14 protein-coding genes and 1 riboswitch are annotated in these 15,885 nt (G+C 59.5%); of the genes, 3 read left to right on the forward strand and 11 right to left on the reverse strand.

The window, feature by feature from the left end; genetic code table 11:
* Positions 1 to 231: 231 nt before the first annotated feature.
* The 4 genes from ACI5FR_RS32955 to ACI5FR_RS32970 form a co-directional block, all read right to left on the reverse strand.
* A complete protein-coding gene (locus ACI5FR_RS32955) occupies positions 232 to 1,335 on the reverse strand; it encodes an ABC transporter permease (protein WP_405462534.1) in 1,104 nt (367 codons plus the stop codon).
* Positions 1,332 to 2,288, reverse strand: a complete 957-nt coding sequence (locus ACI5FR_RS32960) for an ABC transporter ATP-binding protein (RefSeq protein ID WP_405462536.1) — start codon at positions 2,286 to 2,288, stop codon at positions 1,332 to 1,334. Before ACI5FR_RS32960 ends, ACI5FR_RS32955 begins: the two co-directional genes overlap by 4 nt.
* Positions 2,289 to 2,370: 82 nt before the next feature.
* Complete coding sequence (locus ACI5FR_RS32965) at positions 2,371 to 2,556, reverse strand: YjfB family protein (protein WP_405462537.1); 186 nt, start codon at positions 2,554 to 2,556, stop codon at positions 2,371 to 2,373.
* Between the two features lie 73 nt (positions 2,557 to 2,629).
* The gene (locus ACI5FR_RS32970; RefSeq protein WP_405462538.1) at positions 2,630 to 3,217 is read right to left on the reverse strand and encodes a TetR/AcrR family transcriptional regulator; all 588 of its coding nucleotides are present in this window, start codon (positions 3,215 to 3,217) and stop codon (positions 2,630 to 2,632) included.
* A 167-nt stretch (positions 3,218 to 3,384) separates the two neighbouring features.
* Here ACI5FR_RS32970 and ACI5FR_RS32975 point away from each other — a divergent pair, with 167 nt between their 5' ends.
* Positions 3,385 to 6,360, forward strand: a complete 2,976-nt coding sequence (locus ACI5FR_RS32975; protein ID WP_405462540.1) for an efflux RND transporter permease subunit — start codon at positions 3,385 to 3,387, stop codon at positions 6,358 to 6,360.
* 172 nt (positions 6,361 to 6,532) lie between these two features.
* Here ACI5FR_RS32975 and ACI5FR_RS32980 read toward each other — a convergent pair whose 3' ends face one another.
* Together ACI5FR_RS32980 and ACI5FR_RS32985 are read right to left on the reverse strand one after the other, a co-directional pair.
* Complete coding sequence (locus ACI5FR_RS32980) at positions 6,533 to 6,814, reverse strand: YciI family protein (protein ID WP_405462541.1); 282 nt, start codon at positions 6,812 to 6,814, stop codon at positions 6,533 to 6,535.
* A gap of 38 nt (positions 6,815 to 6,852) precedes the next feature.
* Positions 6,853 to 9,903, reverse strand: a complete 3,051-nt coding sequence (locus ACI5FR_RS32985) for an efflux RND transporter permease subunit (RefSeq protein ID WP_405462543.1) — start codon at positions 9,901 to 9,903, stop codon at positions 6,853 to 6,855.
* 83 nt (positions 9,904 to 9,986) lie between these two features.
* Between ACI5FR_RS32985 and ACI5FR_RS32990 the strand changes: the two genes are divergently transcribed.
* On the forward strand, positions 9,987 to 10,145 hold the full coding sequence (locus ACI5FR_RS32990) for a hypothetical protein (protein ID WP_405462545.1): 159 nt from the start codon (positions 9,987 to 9,989) through the stop codon (positions 10,143 to 10,145).
* A gap of 80 nt (positions 10,146 to 10,225) precedes the next feature.
* Here ACI5FR_RS32990 and ACI5FR_RS32995 read toward each other — a convergent pair whose 3' ends face one another.
* The 4 genes from ACI5FR_RS32995 to ACI5FR_RS33010 all read right to left on the reverse strand — a co-directional run bounded on the left by ACI5FR_RS32995 (position 10,226) and on the right by ACI5FR_RS33010 (position 13,114).
* Entirely contained in the window at positions 10,226 to 11,053 is an 828-nt protein-coding gene (locus ACI5FR_RS32995; RefSeq protein ID WP_405462546.1) for an aldo/keto reductase, read from the reverse strand.
* 104 nt (positions 11,054 to 11,157) lie between these two features.
* Complete coding sequence (locus ACI5FR_RS33000; RefSeq protein WP_405462547.1) at positions 11,158 to 11,664, reverse strand: VanZ family protein; 507 nt, start codon at positions 11,662 to 11,664, stop codon at positions 11,158 to 11,160.
* Between the two features lie 168 nt (positions 11,665 to 11,832).
* A complete protein-coding gene (locus ACI5FR_RS33005) occupies positions 11,833 to 12,045 on the reverse strand; it encodes a hypothetical protein (protein ID WP_405462549.1) in 213 nt (70 codons plus the stop codon).
* Between the two features lie 109 nt (positions 12,046 to 12,154).
* Positions 12,155 to 12,238: riboswitch (cyclic di-GMP riboswitch) on the reverse strand.
* 93 nt (positions 12,239 to 12,331) lie between these two features.
* A complete protein-coding gene (locus tag ACI5FR_RS33010) occupies positions 12,332 to 13,114 on the reverse strand; it encodes a class I SAM-dependent methyltransferase (RefSeq protein ID WP_405462550.1) in 783 nt (260 codons plus the stop codon).
* Between the two features lie 229 nt (positions 13,115 to 13,343).
* On the opposite strand from ACI5FR_RS33010, the gene ACI5FR_RS33015 reads away from it, so the two are divergent.
* Positions 13,344 to 13,541, forward strand: a complete 198-nt coding sequence (locus tag ACI5FR_RS33015; protein WP_405462552.1) for a cold-inducible protein YdjO-related protein — start codon at positions 13,344 to 13,346, stop codon at positions 13,539 to 13,541.
* A 155-nt stretch (positions 13,542 to 13,696) separates the two neighbouring features.
* Here ACI5FR_RS33015 and ACI5FR_RS33020 read toward each other — a convergent pair whose 3' ends face one another.
* Complete coding sequence (locus ACI5FR_RS33020) at positions 13,697 to 15,592, reverse strand: PrkA family serine protein kinase (protein ID WP_405462554.1); 1,896 nt, start codon at positions 15,590 to 15,592, stop codon at positions 13,697 to 13,699.
* Positions 15,593 to 15,885 lie beyond the last annotated feature (293 nt).

The raw sequence follows: 15,885 nt of genomic DNA on the forward strand, positions 1-15,885 counted from the left end.
TCATCAGCCCCCTTCACCAATAGTGTAATTCATTTCACTATGATGACTCCATTCCAATTATGGGGCTTTGAAGAATAAAAGAAAAATTTGCAGCTAATCCCAATTTCGATACAGGCGTACACCCTTCCGGGGCCAATAAAAGAAAAATTTTCCTCTAATCGCTCGGCTGAACGTGCTTTCTGAGCAATAGAGGAAAATTTTTCACTTATTTATGGATTCCCCATGGCGGCCCTACTCCCACTTAAACGTAAACGTCGCCACGATGAAAGAAACGACCAGCCAGACGCTGAGCAGCAGCGCTTCCAGCCACAGCTCCCCCAGTCCTGCCCCAACGTTCATAACCTGCCGCAATGCCGTGCTCAGTTGGGTAATCGGAATGGATTTCACGATCGGCTGCAAAAACTCGGGCATGCTGGAGACGGAGAAAAAGACGCCGCCCAAAAACATCAGAGGGAACGAAATCAAGCCTGAAATCGGCCCAGCGCTTTCGGGCGTTTTGGCCACACCCGCAATAATAAAGCCGATCGCCATAAACGTAAGCGTCCCGAGCACAACGAACATCAGCAGCAGCAGCCAAGACCCGTTCACCTGCGTGCCAAAAATCAAACTGCCCACAAGCAGCACGATCAACGCCTGCGCCACGTTCAGCACGAGACGCGCCGTTATTTGAGCGGCGATAAAGGTCGACGCCCGCAAAGGCGTGCTCTGCATCCGCCGCAGGACGCCGCGCTCCCGCCAGGAAGCGATCTGACCGGCTACCCCGTTCAAGTTGTTCGACATAATCATCATGGCGACGATTCCCGGAACGAGGAAGTCAATATAGCGAAGCTGCAGCGCCTGTACGCCGAGCGGTTCGATCCCCACAACCGGAACGTAGCCCGTAATGGATTTGGAGACGCCGTCCACGACCCTTTCAACCGCCTGAAGGCCGATCTGGGAGTTCATTTGGTTCGTCTGGTCATAGTAGACCTGCACAAACCCGGCTTTGGAGCTGTCCAAGCCCCTCGACTCCGCCGCCTTGCCGTAATTTTTCTGGATGACGACGACCAGCTTCTGATCCCCATGCTTCAGCTGCGTAAGCGAGGCGTCCAAATCTTCGGCCGGCTTCAGCTTCAACACCTGGTCGGCTTGAAGGGCCTCGACCATCTGGCGGGACGCCGCGCTTCCATCCTGGTCAATCACGACACCGTCCAGGCTGATGTTATTCCCGTTGCCGAGAAACGAACCCAGCATCACCATAAAAAATAAAGGCATAAACAACGTAAAGATCAGCACTTGCCGATTCCGCGCAAACAGCCGGAGCTGAGCGAGCGTTAATTGAACGTAGGCTCTCATTCCTCATTCAGACTCCTTCCGGTCATGGAAATAAACACATCCTCCAGCGTGGCCGTACGAGTCTGCAGATCGGCCAGCTCCAGCTTGCCGCCTGAGCTTTTCTCGATCAGATCCGTCAGAGACGTCTGAAGCTTGTCCGTATACAACACGATCACATCCCGTCGTACGTCTACCCGTTTCACTTCACGAACCTCGTGCAGCTCGCGGAGCAAATTCTCCTTATACTCCTCCGGCCTCTCGTCCAGCCCACCCACCCGGAACTCAATCGCGCTGTCGGATTGCAGGCTGAGCACCAGATTGCGGGGCGTATCGAGCGCGACCACTTGCCCTTGATCCATCAGGCAAATGCGGTCGCAGAGCACATGCGCTTCTTCCATGTAATGCGTCGACAAGACGATGGTCTTGCCTCGCTCCTTCAGCTTCAGGATGATGTCCCACAGCGTACGGCGGGCAGTAGGATCCAGACCGGTCGTCGGCTCATCCAGGAAAATCACTTTCGGATCGTTCACGAGCGCGAGCCCGATGGCAAGACGTTGTTTTTGTCCTCCGGAGAGATGCTTGACGCGGCCGTTTCGTTTGTCCGTTAAGGTCATATCTTCCAAGATAGGGTCGACCGGCAGCGGATTCGGATAAAAGCTCGCGTACATCTCCATAATTTCCTTCACCGTCAGCAGTTCGAACAGCGATGTAGACTGGAGCTGCACGCCGATCACTTCTTTCACTTTGACCAAATCTTTCTGCGTATCGTAGCCGGCCACGCGGGCATGTCCCCCGTCGGGCTTGCGCAAACCTTCGATCATCTCCATCGTAGTCGTCTTCCCCGCGCCGTTAGGGCCGAGCAGACCGAACACTTCGCCTTGATACACTTGAAAATGAACGCCTTTGACCGCCTGAAAAGCACCGTACGTTTTCACCAATCCATCCGCTTCGATTACAATCTGCGAGGACTCCATCGCTTCATTCAGACCCCTTCCGTTTCCTTATGCTGCGAAAAACGGCCGAGCCAAGGGCCCAGCCGTTTCCTACCAATCGAAATTACACTGAAATATCCAAGTTCTTGCCCAAATGCGGCTGCACACTCTGCTGAAGCATTTGCACGAGCTGCGCGCCTTGCGTTTCGGCTAGCGTCTTGGCCTTATCGAGCACCTGGACTCCCACCTGCACGGGAAGTACGCTTTGTTCGAACTGGCTGTAGACCGATCTAAGCGAATTGACGTCCATGGGAACCTCCTGCATGTGGTCAAAATCTAGCGGCTAGTACAAGGCACTAACTCATCTACCAACCAGTATACCATTATTTTCCGCATGGGGCCACTCCGGCAAAGAAGACATCCATCGTTCGTTCCATCTGCACCTCGAGCTCCGCCTCCCCTTGCTCCATCGCCCAGAACAGCAGGCAGCCGAAGAACGACTGAACCGCCATCCGGACAAGCTCTTCAGGGGTATAGCTTGGGTCGAATTCACCCTCCGCCTGCGCCACCCGAATAACCGGAACGGCCGCCTCATAGACCGTAGTTAAGATCTCGTTCTGATTCGCCAGATTAAAAGGGCTCGAGAGCGGCCCGAGCAGCATCACCTTACAGAGCGGCCGGTTCAGATTCATCCGTTTCACGAGCTCCACCATCATCTCCCGGATGCGCAGTACATAAGGACCGGGCTGCTCGTACAGCTTCTTGATCTCGTCCACCGCCCAAAACCCTTGCAAATCGCACAAGATTTCTTCCTTCGACTGGAAATAGTTGAAAAACGTCCCTTTGCCCACGCCCGCCATATCCGTAATTTGCGCCACCGTGGTCGACTCATACCCCTGTTCGGAAAAGAGCTGAAGGGATGCTTCTACGATTCGTTTGCGCGTCTCTCGCTTCTTCTCTTCGCGGTTCATGATTCCTCCAATCTTGTTGCACGGCCCCTCCCCGCCGGAGGGGAAGATCTTGGCCTTATTGTATCACAAGTTCGTCACGCCTTAAATATTGACCGCCAGTCATGTTTTAGTGTATAAGTGAAATAGATATAGAAGTGATGGGAAATTCGAATAGGAGGCTGTATGCTGTGTTAGAGAAATGGATTCGATTATTGACCAAAGCCAGGTGGGTCGTCGTGCTGCTCTGGATCGCCCTTGCCGGCGGTTTGATGGCTTCCGCGCAGGCCGGCTGGCTGCCCGATCTGACCCAGATCGTTCGGGAGACGGAAGCGAAGTTCATCCCGGCGGATGCGGAGTCGATGCAGGCCGCGGCGATCGCGGGTCAGATCAACCCCAACAACAAGTCCCGCTCCAATGCGGTTATCGTCCTCAATCGGGAGGGTGGGCTGAAGGACGCGGACCGCACATGGCTGCAGGCGAAGATCAAGCAGCTGAACGACTCGCGCGACGCGCTCGAGATCGTCAATGTCACGTCGCTCTTCGACGTACCGGAGTTCGCCCAGAAGTTCGAGAGCAAGGACAAGTCGACGGTGCTGACGCTCCTCGATTTTGCCAAGCCGGAGAATTCTCCCAGCGCCCAGGAGAATCTGGATACAATTCGCGACATCCTGAAGCAAGACTTGCCGTCGGGCGCTTCGGCGGAGCTGACGGGGAGCGCCCCGATCTCGACCGACTTCCAGAAGTCTAGCGAGGAAGGGCTTAAGAAGACCGAGGTGCTGACGGTCGTACTCGTGCTGGTGATCCTGCTCGTCGTCTTCCGGTCGCCGATCGCGCCGCTCATTCCGCTGTTCACGATCGCGCTGTCGTTTCTGGTCGCACGCACGTTCGTCGGTGTCGCGGCCGACTGGGGGATGCCGGTGTCGTCGTTCACCGAGTCGTTCCTAATCGCCGTCCTGTTCGGCGCCGGAACGGACTATTGCATCCTGCTCATCCAGCGGTTCCGCGAGGAGCTCTCCCATGGTCATGACCGCGTAGAGGCGCTGCTCCGGACGACGCGTACCGTTGGGAAGACGGTCATCTTCTCGGCGAGCACCGTGCTCATCGCCTTCTTCCTCATCGGGTTCGCCCAGTTCGGGATGTACCAGTCCGCCGTCGGCGTCTCGATCGGCATGTTGATCACCTTGCTGGCGGGTCTTACTCTAACCCCTGCTCTTCTGCTGATCCTGGGCCCGAAGATGTTCTGGCCGGTCCGCATCCGGCCGGGTCAAGGCCACGGCGAGTCGAGGCTGTGGGGCAAGCTGGCCGGCTTATCGGCCCGGCGGCCCGCTACGGTGCTGCTCGTGACGCTGATCGTGACGGCCCCGATCGCGTTCCTGTTCCACGGGCAGCGGTCGTTCGACGACCTCGCCGAGATCAACCCGAACGCCGGCTCCGTCGTGGGCTTCCAGACGGTGAAGGACAAATTCGGCGCCGGGGAAGTGTTCCCGGTGACCGCCACGATTACGTCCGCGAAGTCGATGCGGACGCCGGAAGCGCTGGCCGCGATCGAAGCGAGCACCGCCGTCGTCGCTAAGGCGCCGCATGTCGCCGAGGTGCGCAGCGCCACGCGGCCGCTCGGCCAGCAGATCGGCGAGCTGACCGTGCCCGATCAGCTGGGCAAGACGACGCAGGCGACGCTGGACATCGCCGGCGGCGTCGGCCAGATCGCGAGCGGGCTCGGCCGGGCGCGCGCCGAGCTGCAGCAGGGCGCCGCCCCGCTCGGCGAGCTGAGCGGCGGCCTGACGCAGATGGCCGCGAGCACGCGCGACGCGCAGCAAGGGCTGCGCCAGGTCGGCGGCGGCTTGGCGGAGCTGCGCCAAGGGCTCGCCGGCACGCAGCAAGGCGCCGCGCAAGCGGAAGCGGCCGCCGCCTCGATGGGCGGCGACCTTGCGCAGCTCGCCGAGCAGCACCCTGAGCTGGCGCAAGACCCCGCCTACCAAGCGCTGCTCGCGAAGCAGGCGGGCTTGGCGGGGGCGCTGCCCCAGCTGAGCGGCGGGCTCGGCCAGCTCGAGCAAGGCGCGGCGGCGCTCACGCCCGCCGTCACACAGATCGGCGCCGGCCTCGGCCAGCTGGCCGACGGCCAGACGCAGGCGGCGAGCGGCATCGGCCAGCTGCAGGCGGGCCTGAGTCAGCTCGACAAGGGCTTGGGCGACGGGGTCGCCGCACTCGGGCAGGCGGCCGACGGCTTGAAGCAAGTCGGCGCCGCGCAAAAAATGATCGCCGAACAGGCCGGCAAGCAGATCGCCGGGTGGCAAATTCCGGCGGACGTTATTGAGTCGGCGGATTTCAAACGCTCGCTCGAGGTGTACATGTCGCCGGACGGCAAGACGACGAAGCTCGAAATCGTGCTGAGCAGCCATCCGTATTCTAAGGAAGCGATGGAAGCGATCGACGACCTGCGCCGGACGATCCAGATGAGCTTCTCGGGGTCGGCGATCGGCGACGCGTCCGTCAAGCTTGCCGGGACGACCGCGCAGTACCACGAGCTGGACCGCATCTCGAACGACGACTTCATCCGCACCGGCGTTCTCGTGCTGATCGGCATCTACCTGGTGCTCGCGCTCTTGCTCCGTTCGGTGCTGGCGCCGCTCTACATTTTGCTGTCGCTCGCATTCAATTACTTGATCACGATGGGCATCGTGGAGTTCATCTTCGTGCAGCTGCTCGGGTACCCGGGCCTCAGCTGGACCGTCTCGTTCTTCGTCTTCCTCATGATCGTCGCGCTCGGGGTCGATTACAGCATTTTCCTCATGGCGCGGTTCAAGGAAGAATACCGGCCGGGCGGCGTCATCCCGGCGATGGCCAAGGCGATGAAGACGACGGGCGGTGTCATCATCTCCGCCGCGGTCATTATGGGCGGCACGTTCGCCGCGTTCATGTACTCGGGCGTGAACACGCTGGTCCAGATCGGCGCCGGCATCGTCATCGGGCTCGGGCTGTACACGACCGTGTTCATGGGACTGGTAGTCCCGGCAATCGCCATGCTGTTCGGCGAGGCGAACTGGTGGCCGTTCACGCGCGGACGCAAGCAGACGGCAGCGGCAGGCGCGGCGCGGGAGGCCGCAGACGCGCCGCCCCAACTGCGCGCCGGCGAAGCGCAGCTCGAGCTGGACTCGGGCCGGTAACGGGTCGATGTGTTCACTTAGGCTCGTGAGGAAGCAGGCAAAAGGATTCCGACCGCTTTTGAAATCTTGAGAGGGAGGCTTTCCCTCCAGCAAAAAAGGCTTTCCCGGCCCGATCGCAAGATCGGGTCCGGGAGAGCCTTTTAGCCTTTTAGCCGTTTGCCTCTCATCCGACTCACTGCCAGGGCAGCACCGCTTCAGTCACCATATCCCATTCATGAATTTCGTAATCTCTCGCCTTGTGCAGCACATAAGGGTCCTGCTGCGCAAGCTCGATCACTTCGGCTTCCGAGTCCGCCATATAGATGATGAGCCCGCCGGCTCCGTCCACGAACCGGCCGTTGGCGAAGATGCGCTTCTCCTCGCGCCTCCGGGCCAAGTAGTCCAAGTGCGCCTGACGATACTCCTGGCTTAGCGCGGGATCCCGCATCGGTAATAACACCGCGTAATATTTCATCGTTCCTAGCTCCTTTCGTCATTTAGTATCCCGGCCGACTACAGCTCCAGCGTCGGCCGGCGCCGCTTCTCTCGCCGGACCCGACGGTAATGCAGCGCCTCGTACAGGATCGGCACGATCACCAGCGTGAGCAGCGTGGAGGTGACGAGCCCGCCGATGACGACGACCGCGAGCCCCTTCGAGATGAGCGCACCGCCTTCGCCCAGCTCCAGGGCGAGGGGCAGCAGCGCGCAGATCGTGGCGATCGCCGTCATGAGAATCGGCCGCAGCCGCGTGCCGCCGGCCTCCAGCAGCGCCGCGCGGATCGTCTCGCCCGCTCGGACTTGCTGCTGCACCCGATCGACGAGCACGATCGCGTTCGTGACGACGATGCCGATCAGCATCAGCATGCCGATCAGGCTCGCGATCGAGATCGGCTCGCCCGCTAGAAGCGTGCCGGCGAGCGCCCCCGTGACCGCGAACGGGAGGGAGAACAGAATCGCGAACGGGGCCTTGCCTCCACCGAAGGCCACGACCATGACGATGTACACCATGCCGACGGCCACCGCCATCGCCAGGAACATGTCGCTCATCATGTCTTGAATTTGCTTGTTCGAGCCGTCGAGCACATAGCCCGTCCCTTCCGGCAGCGAGAGCGACTTGAGCTTCTCCTGCAGGTCCGCATTTACCTTGCCGGCATTCTTGTCGGTGATGTTGCCGAGGACGGTGGCGTATTCCGCGCCGTCGCGCAGCTGCAGCGCGCTCTGCTGCTTCACTTCCTTCACGTCGGCGATGTCCTGGACCGCGATCATCCCGAGCGGGGAGGCGAGCGGCAGCTTCGCGATGTCCTCCAGAGACTGCTTTGCCACGCCCTCCACGCTGAGATAGATATCGTTCGTCCGCTTGCCGTCGCCGAGCTTCCCGACCTTCTCTTCATTCAAGAGCGGCCGCAGCAGACTCCAGGCCTGCACGGTCGTCAGCCCGTACTTCAGCGCGTCGCCCGGCCGCAGCTTGATCTCCACGCTCTTCAGCTCATCGAGCAGCGTGTTCCGCACACTGTCGGTACCTTCGACCTGCCTCGCGGCGTCCGTGATGCGGGTCGTCGCCTCGCGAATTGCATCCATGGACGGCCCCGTCACGATGATATAAATGCCTTGCCCGCCCGGACCGCCGCTCAGCTGCTGCATGTCGAGCGTTGCCCCCTCGGCCAGAGGGGCCAGCTCCCGCTTCCGGTCCTGGATGTACGCCGTCACATCGGTACTCGGGTCCAGGCCCACAATCCAAGTCGCTTTGTTCGAGGCACCGGCCGTATACGTGAGCGGATCGAACTCGCCCTTCGGGCTGCCGGACGTCACCTGCGACAGCCGAACCGAGCCGAGCTCGCGAAGCTTGCGGTCCATGCCTTGAACCTTCTCATCGACGGCCCTTACGTCGGTCCCCTTCGGCATCGTCAGCGTCATCATCACATACTTCTGCTCCTGCTCCGGGAGGAACGTCGTCCCGGCGAGCGGTGCCAGGAAGAACGAGCCGGCCAGCACGACGAGCGACAGCAGGACGACGACCGTCTTGTGGTTCAAAGACCACTTAAGAAGCCGCTTGTACGAGCGGCTGAGCCGGGTCTCCGGGTCGCGGTGACTAACCTTCGTTCGGCGCATCAAGAGATAGGCGAGCAGCGGCACGACCGTGACGGCGACGAGTAGGGACGAGAGCAGCGAGAAGACGACCGTAAGCGCGAACGGTGCGAACACTTTGCCGACGATCCCGCTCACGAGCCCGAGCGGCGCGAACACAGCGACGGTCGTCAGCGTCGAGGAAGTGATCGCCGCCGCGACTTCCCGGGTCGCGTCGAGCAGCAGCTCCTTGGACGCCTTCTCCGCTTGCAGACGGCGTACGATGTTCTCGATAACAACGATGCTGTCGTCCACGACGCGGCCAACCGCGACCGCCATGCCGCCCAGCGTCATAATATTGAGCGTCACGTCGGTAAAGAAGTGCAAGAGCGTCATCGACATCGCGATGGACAGCGGGATCGACACGATCGCGATCAGCGTCGCACGAACATTCCTCAGGAATAGCAGGATCAGAATCGAGGCGAACAGCGCGCCGAGCAGCCCTTCCCGAGCCATCCCTTCGACCGACTTCTTGATCTCGTCCGCGGAGTCGTAGATGACGTCGAGCCGGACGCGGTCGTTCCCTTGCACAACCTCGTTCAGCTTCTCCATCACACGCTCGGAGACGTCCACCGCATTCGCGTCGCCGTTCTTGACGATGTTCACCGCCACACTCGGCTCGCCCTGCACGCGGCTGATCGTCTCCGGCACCGTCGTCCCCTGGACGATGTCGGCCACATCCTGCAGCTGCACCGGAGGCGCGGCCGACACGACGAGCTGCTTCAGCTCGTCCAGCGAGTGCACCCGACCGGTGACGACGACATTCTCGTTCACTTGATTGAACGTTGCCGTCCCGACCGGCAGCGTCACGTTGACCGCCTGCAGCACTTGGCCGATCTGCTGGAACGACACGCCCCGCTCGGCCATCTTGTCCGCCTTCAGGCGGATGTACAAGTTCTCGGACGCGAGCCCCGCCGTCTGCACCTTCCCCACTCCGTCGACCCCTTCGAGCGCCGGGAGCACCTGCTTCCGGACGAACGTCTGCAGCTCGTCCAAGGACGTTCCGGCGTTCGCCGTGACCGACGCGTACATCATGGGACCGCTCGAGAACGAGATTTTGTTCAGAACCGGCTTCTCCACGCCTTGCGGCAGCTGCATGCCGTTCAGCACTTCCTCGACCTTCGCCGTCTTCTCCTGCAGATCGGCGCTGAACGAGAACTGCATGTTCACCGTCGCCACATTGCTGGCCGACGTCGATTCAAGCACTTGAACCCCTTCGACTTGCCGAAGGGCCCGCTCGAGCGGAATCGCCACTTCGTTCTGCACCTCTTGCGGCGTCGCTCCCGGGTACAGCGCAGTAACGAATAAGTACGGGATGGCGATATCCGGCATCGACTCCTGCTTGAATTTCGTGGCCGAGTAAACACCTCCGCAGGCGACCAGCAGCACCAGGATCACGATGGCGATCGGATTGCGCAAGCTGAATTTGGTCATAATCATGCCGCTCTCAACCTTCCTATGTACAGGCATTATATAGAAGAATAGCTCGTTCAAAAGTCGTTCTTGCAGCTAAATCATAGCGAATGCTAGTCCGGGAAGTCAATGCACCCTTCGTCTACGAGGTCGCCACGCATTCGCTGCCCGTCTCCGGCTTGACCGGGATTACGGGGATGGCCACGGTGGACGGCAAAATTTGGGGACTGCCGACCGGCCATACCGCCCTCAAGCGGTATGCCTTCTAGATTGACTACCTAAGCCACGCATCACGAAAAGACCGTCCGGAATCCGGACGGTCTTTGCTCTTCGCCACCAGAGGGGACGATTAGAAATTGAAATTGTCCGGATCGGCCCCGACCCGGCGGTTCTCGTTCAGCGCGTCGATGGACGCCATCTCCTCAGGCGTCAATTCGAAGTCGAAGATCGCCGCGTTCGCCTCGATCCGGCTAGGCGTGACGGACTTCGGAATCGTAACAAGGCCATGCTGGATGTCCCAGCGGAGGATGGCTTGGGCCGCCGATTTGCCATGCGCGGCTCCGATCTTCGCCAGCAGCGGATGGTCGAGCAGCTCGCCGCCCTGCATCAGCGGGCTCCAAGCTTCGATCTGAATGCCCTTCGCTTGGGCATACTCGCGCAGCGGCTGCTGGGTGAGCCGCGGATGAAGCTCGACCTGGTCTACGGCAGGAACGACCTTCGCGTCCTGCAGCAAATCCTCCAGGTGGTGCACATGGAAATTGCTTACGCCGATTGCCCGTACCCGTCCGTCCGCATACAGCTTTTCCAGCGCTCTCCAGGTGTCTTTATATTTGCCTTTAACCGGCCAATGAATCAGATACAGGTCCAGCACTTCGAGCCCCAGCTTGTCCATGCTCGTCTCGAACGCCCGCAGCGTGGAATCGTAGCCTTGTTCGCTGTTCCACACCTTCGACGTGACGAACAGCTCGCCTCGGCCAACGCCGCAAGTGCGGATCGCTTCCCCGACCGCCGCCTCGTTGCCATAGATCGCCGCCGTATCAATGCTGCGGTAGCCGGCCTTCACGGCCGCGTGCACCGCGTCGATCAGCACCTTGTCGTCGGTCACTTTCCAGACACCCAAGCCCAGCCGAGGCATCTCGACTCCATTGTTCAAAATGGTGAATGTGTTCGAAATCATACGAACCCCTCCAATCGATAGTGTGGTGGCGCATAGCCCTCATTATAGCATACCGTTCCCTAATCAAATAAAAGATCCGGGACTGTACGCCGCCGGTCCCTGATCTATGGATGGGATCGGGATATTCGGAAATTTGCAGCGATGATACGGAAGAGCAAATAAAGTCCCACGCCGATGACCGCCCCCGCGGTATCGATGCCGACGTCGATCGCGAGCGGCGTCCGGTCGCCCGTCAGGCTCTGATGGAATTCATCCGAGGCCGCATACAGGGCGCAGAATAGAACGCTGAGTCCGAATAGCGCCGCCTTCCGGCGGATTCGGTACAACGCGTACGCAACCGCCGCCCCCAACGCCATATAGATGAACAAGTGCGCTCCCTTGCGGATGAAAAATTCTACGAAGCCCGGCACGCCCAAGTGCTGAATGCTGACGACCTCCCCGGCGTACTGGAACCGGACTCCCGAGAACTGCTCGGCAATTTGCTTCTCGGGCAACAGCTTGTGCAGCCTCGGCCTCATATCTTGCTTGTGATACGGCTGGGAGGAGGAGTAAAAAATGACGGCCATGATCAAAACGGCCGGAATCCATCGTATGTAAGATGTTGCTCTCACCTGCATGCCCCTTCCCGGCCTTGGTCTCTCGTACAAGCGTATTCCTTGATTATAAATCAATTCCAAAAGGACGCCAACTTGACAACCCGGGCGAAATGAGAGAAGGGGCTGTCCGGCGGGTTGCAACACCACCGAGATCAGCCCCTATTCTGAAAAACGTCTACTTCATCACGATACCGCCGTTCCGCGCTTGTATTCCTGGCATGACAGGCAAGTCGCCACGTCGACACAGGTCGGGTGCATCGCTCCGGTGAACTTGGTGCAATAGATCGGCGTTTTGAATTCAATGTTCGAGGAAATCATCGAGCAGTAAGCACAGCCTCCGATCAATTCCACCGTCAGCCGATGGAGATCGGTTTTCAACTGCTTTACTTCATCCACTATTTCACCCCCTAAGTTTCCCACAAAGTGACGCGTTGCCTCACCAACCAAACGATGCGTATAAATACAAAAAAGACGCTGCCCTAAAGACAGCGTCTACCATCCGCTCTTGGGCAACCCGGCTGTCATAGCATTCGCTGTAGACCCGTGGCTTTGCGTCCCCGCCTTTCGTGCGGGTTTGCCATATCATGCTAATGAACTATCGTACCTCTCAAACAGAGAAAATAGTATCATACTACTCCCCTTGGCGTAATAGGACCAAAGCACTAATTGTTGTCAGCTTTACTTACATCAGCTTCACCGCTTCAAACCGCAGCCTGACGTAGTCCACCGTCCACACCCCGTCCGCGAACAATTCCGCTCGGAGCGCCTGCCCGACGTCGGCGATGACGGCCTCGACTTGCTCCGCTGTGAGGCCGCTCCAATAGGCTCCTCCGAACATGGTGAGCCAGTGGCGCAGCCCATGGTCGCCGTCGTTCAGCGGCGTGGGCCGCTCGAACGTGACGAGCCGCCTGACCGTGAACCCCTGGGCCTCCAACAGCGTCGCATATTCGCCTGCCGAGGGGAAGAACCAGGGGTTGCGCGCGGCGGCGTCAATGCCGAGGCGCCCTACGGCCTGCTCGAGCGCATGCACGATGCGCTCGACGTTGCCGCGGGCGCCGAACTCGCCGACGAACCGGCCGCCAGGCCGGAGCGCCGCGGCTACCCCGCGGATGACGGCTGCCGGCCGCGTCATCCAATGCAGCGCCGCGTTCGAGAACACGGCGTCATACGTGCGGGCGGGGCGGAAGCCGTGCGCGTCCGCCACCTCGAAGTGCAGGCCCGGGTACTTGCGCCGGGCCTCCAGGATCATCGCCTCCGAGGCATCCAGGCCGTCGGCGGCGGCTCCCTTCGCGGCGATCTGCGCCGTCAGATCGCCCGTGCCGCAGCCGAGGTCGAGCACATGCTCGCCCGGCCTCGGCGCCAGCCAGTCCACGGCCCCCATCCCGTAGGCCGAGACGAAGCCCAGCTGCCGGTCGTACAAGGTGGAATTCCAGTCTGTCGGTTGCGGTGCGTGGTTCCATTCCATGCAACTCACTCTCCTTTTAGTACCAGTTTGACGCACGAAACGTTATAAGTGAAATATATAATAACTATCGATTCTATAATCGATGCCTATAACGGAACGAGCACCTAAGGAGCACGAGCTGCTGCAGCCAAATAGACGCATTTGCCCGAAAACTCTATCATTTGATAATCCAGGCCATATTTGATAAAGTGCCCTTTGGAATGTTCAACTACAGGAGGGTACGATCGCTTTGATAACCGAAGTAACCAAACCGGACTTGACGCCGATGCCGATCTATCGCTGCAGCAACCGGGATTGCAAAGCCTGGGTGCGCGAGGAATTGACGACGGCGCCATCGCCGGAATGCCCGCTGTGCCGCAGCAAGATGATCCGCAGCATCAAGCATTTGCCTAAGCTGGCCAAAGCGAAACAGCCGCGATCGAGGTAAGGCACCGTTTTCGCTCCAAGCCGTCGGGGTGTCCAGCGTTTGTTCTTATTCCCAAATTCCTAGCGTCACTGCGAACTAAAGCCCGAAGCCCGCTCCATGTGAGCGAACTTCGGGCTTTACGCTTTTCGCTTTAAGCTTTACTCGTCTTCGGCCGCTCAGCGGTTCAACAGGCTGCCCACGTAGCGCAGCAGTTCGTTGGCCGAACCGGTCGTATACCCGTGCTCGTCGACCAGCCGCTTGATGACCTCGTTGATCTTCTTCAGCTGATTCTCGTCCGGGGTCTTCGTGGATGTCGTGATCTTCACGATGTCCTTCAGATCGGTGAACAGCTTCCGCTCGATCGCCTCGCGCAGCCGTTCGTGGCTGCCGTGCTCGAACTTTCTGCCTTTACGCGCGTAGCTCGACATCCGGATCAGGATCTCCTCGCGGAACGCCTTCTTCGCGTTCTCCGAGACGCCGATCTGCTCCTCGATCGACCGCATCAGCCGCTCATCCGGATCCATCTCCTCGCCGGTCAGCGGGTCTTTGATTTTTTGCCAATTGCAGTACGCTTCGATGTTGTCCAGGTAGTTGTTGAACAGTGTCTTCGCCGACTCCTCGTACGAGTAGACGAACGCCTTCTGCACTTCCTTCTTCGCCAGCTCGTCGTATTCCTTGCGCGCCACGGAGATGTAGTTCAAGTACCGCTCCCGCTCCTCCTTCGTGATCGAAGGGTGTTGGTCGAGGCCGTCCTTGAGCGCGCGCAGCACGTCGAGGGCGTTGATGAACTCCAGGTTTTGCCGGATGAGCGCGCTCGAGATGCGGTTGATTACGTAGCGCGGATCGATGCCGGTCATGCCTTCTTCGATGTATTCGTTCTGCATCTCCTTCAGGTCCGCGTCCTTGAACCCCTCCACGGTTTCGCCGTCGTACAGCCGCATTTTCTTAACGAGGTCCATCCCCTGCTTCTTCGATTCCTTGAGCCGGGTCAGGACGGAGAAGATCGCGGCCGCGCGGAGCGAATGCGGTGCGATGTGGATGTGCTTCATGTCGCTTTGCTGGATGAGCTTGCGGTAAATTTTCTCCTCCTCCGACACCTTCAGGTTGTACGGGATCTGCATGACGATCATCCGCGATTGAAGCGCCTCGTTCTTCTTGTTGGCGATGAACGATTTGTATTCGGATTCATTCGTGTGGGCCACAATGAGCTCATCGGCGGAGATGAGTGCGAACCGGCCTGCCTTGAAATTGCCCTCCTGCGTCAGCGACAGCAAGTTCCAGAGGAACTTCTCGTCGCACTTCAGCATTTCCTGGAATTCCATAAGGCCCCGATTCGCTTTGTTCAGCTCTCCGTCGAACCGGTAAGCCCGGGGATCGGACTCGGTGCCGTATTCCGTAATCGTGGAGAAGTCGATGCTGCCGGTGAGGTCGGCGATGTCCTGCGACTTCGGATCCGACGGACTGAATGTCCCGATGCCGACGCGCTCCTCCTCCGACAGGAAAATACGCTCCACTTGCACATCCTCGATCCGGCTGTCATATTCGGTTTTGAGCCTCATCGAGCAGGAGGGGCATAAGCTGCCTTCAATCTTGACCCCGAGCTCCCTTTCTACGTCGGCTCTCAGCTCGGTGGGGACGAGGTGCAGCGGCTCCTCGTGCATCGGGCAGCCTTTGATCGCATATACCGCCCCTTCCGGCGTGCGGCTATATCGTTCCATCCCGCGCTTCAGCATCGTCACGATCGTCGATTTGCCTCCGCTGACCGGTCCCATGAGCAGCAGGATGCGCTTCTTCACGTCGAGCCGCCTCGCCGCCGAATGGAAGTATTCTTCTACCAGCTTCTCCACGGTGCGATCGAGTCCGAAGATTTCATTCTCGAAAAACCTGTATCGTTTATGCCCGTTCTCTTCGGCGATCCCGTGCCAGGCAATCATATCGTACACGCGCGCATGCGCGGTTTTGGCGACTCCTGGATTGACTTTGACAATATCGATATACTCAGCGAACGACCCGCTCCAGGCAGCTTGCTCCTGCTCCCGCCGGTGCTCCAGTATCCGTTTAAAAATGTCCATGGTGCCCTCCTCTCATCTGTACACGGCTAAACGAAATGTAAAAGCTTCTCTCCTGATGCAGATCTCGGGTGCTGGACATCCTGGCCATCTGTCTTCGCATAGCAACAGCCCATCCGCCTTTACGTCAAACGTTCTCAGGATGTGAATCGGGGTCCCCGCATAATGTTTTCGCGACCTGCTTCCGAGAGCTCGGCTCCCCTCGTGGGGGTAGGTGCTGATTGTTCTTGCAGGTATTACATCCATATGCACCACAGGCGGTGAAGTTGCCCATTAATTTGCATGAGAAAGCCCAC

Origin of the sequence: Paenibacillus sp. HJGM_3 (genome assembly GCF_045062745.1) — a bacterium.
Taxonomy (GTDB): Bacteria; Bacillota; Bacilli; order Paenibacillales; family NBRC-103111; genus Paenibacillus_AA.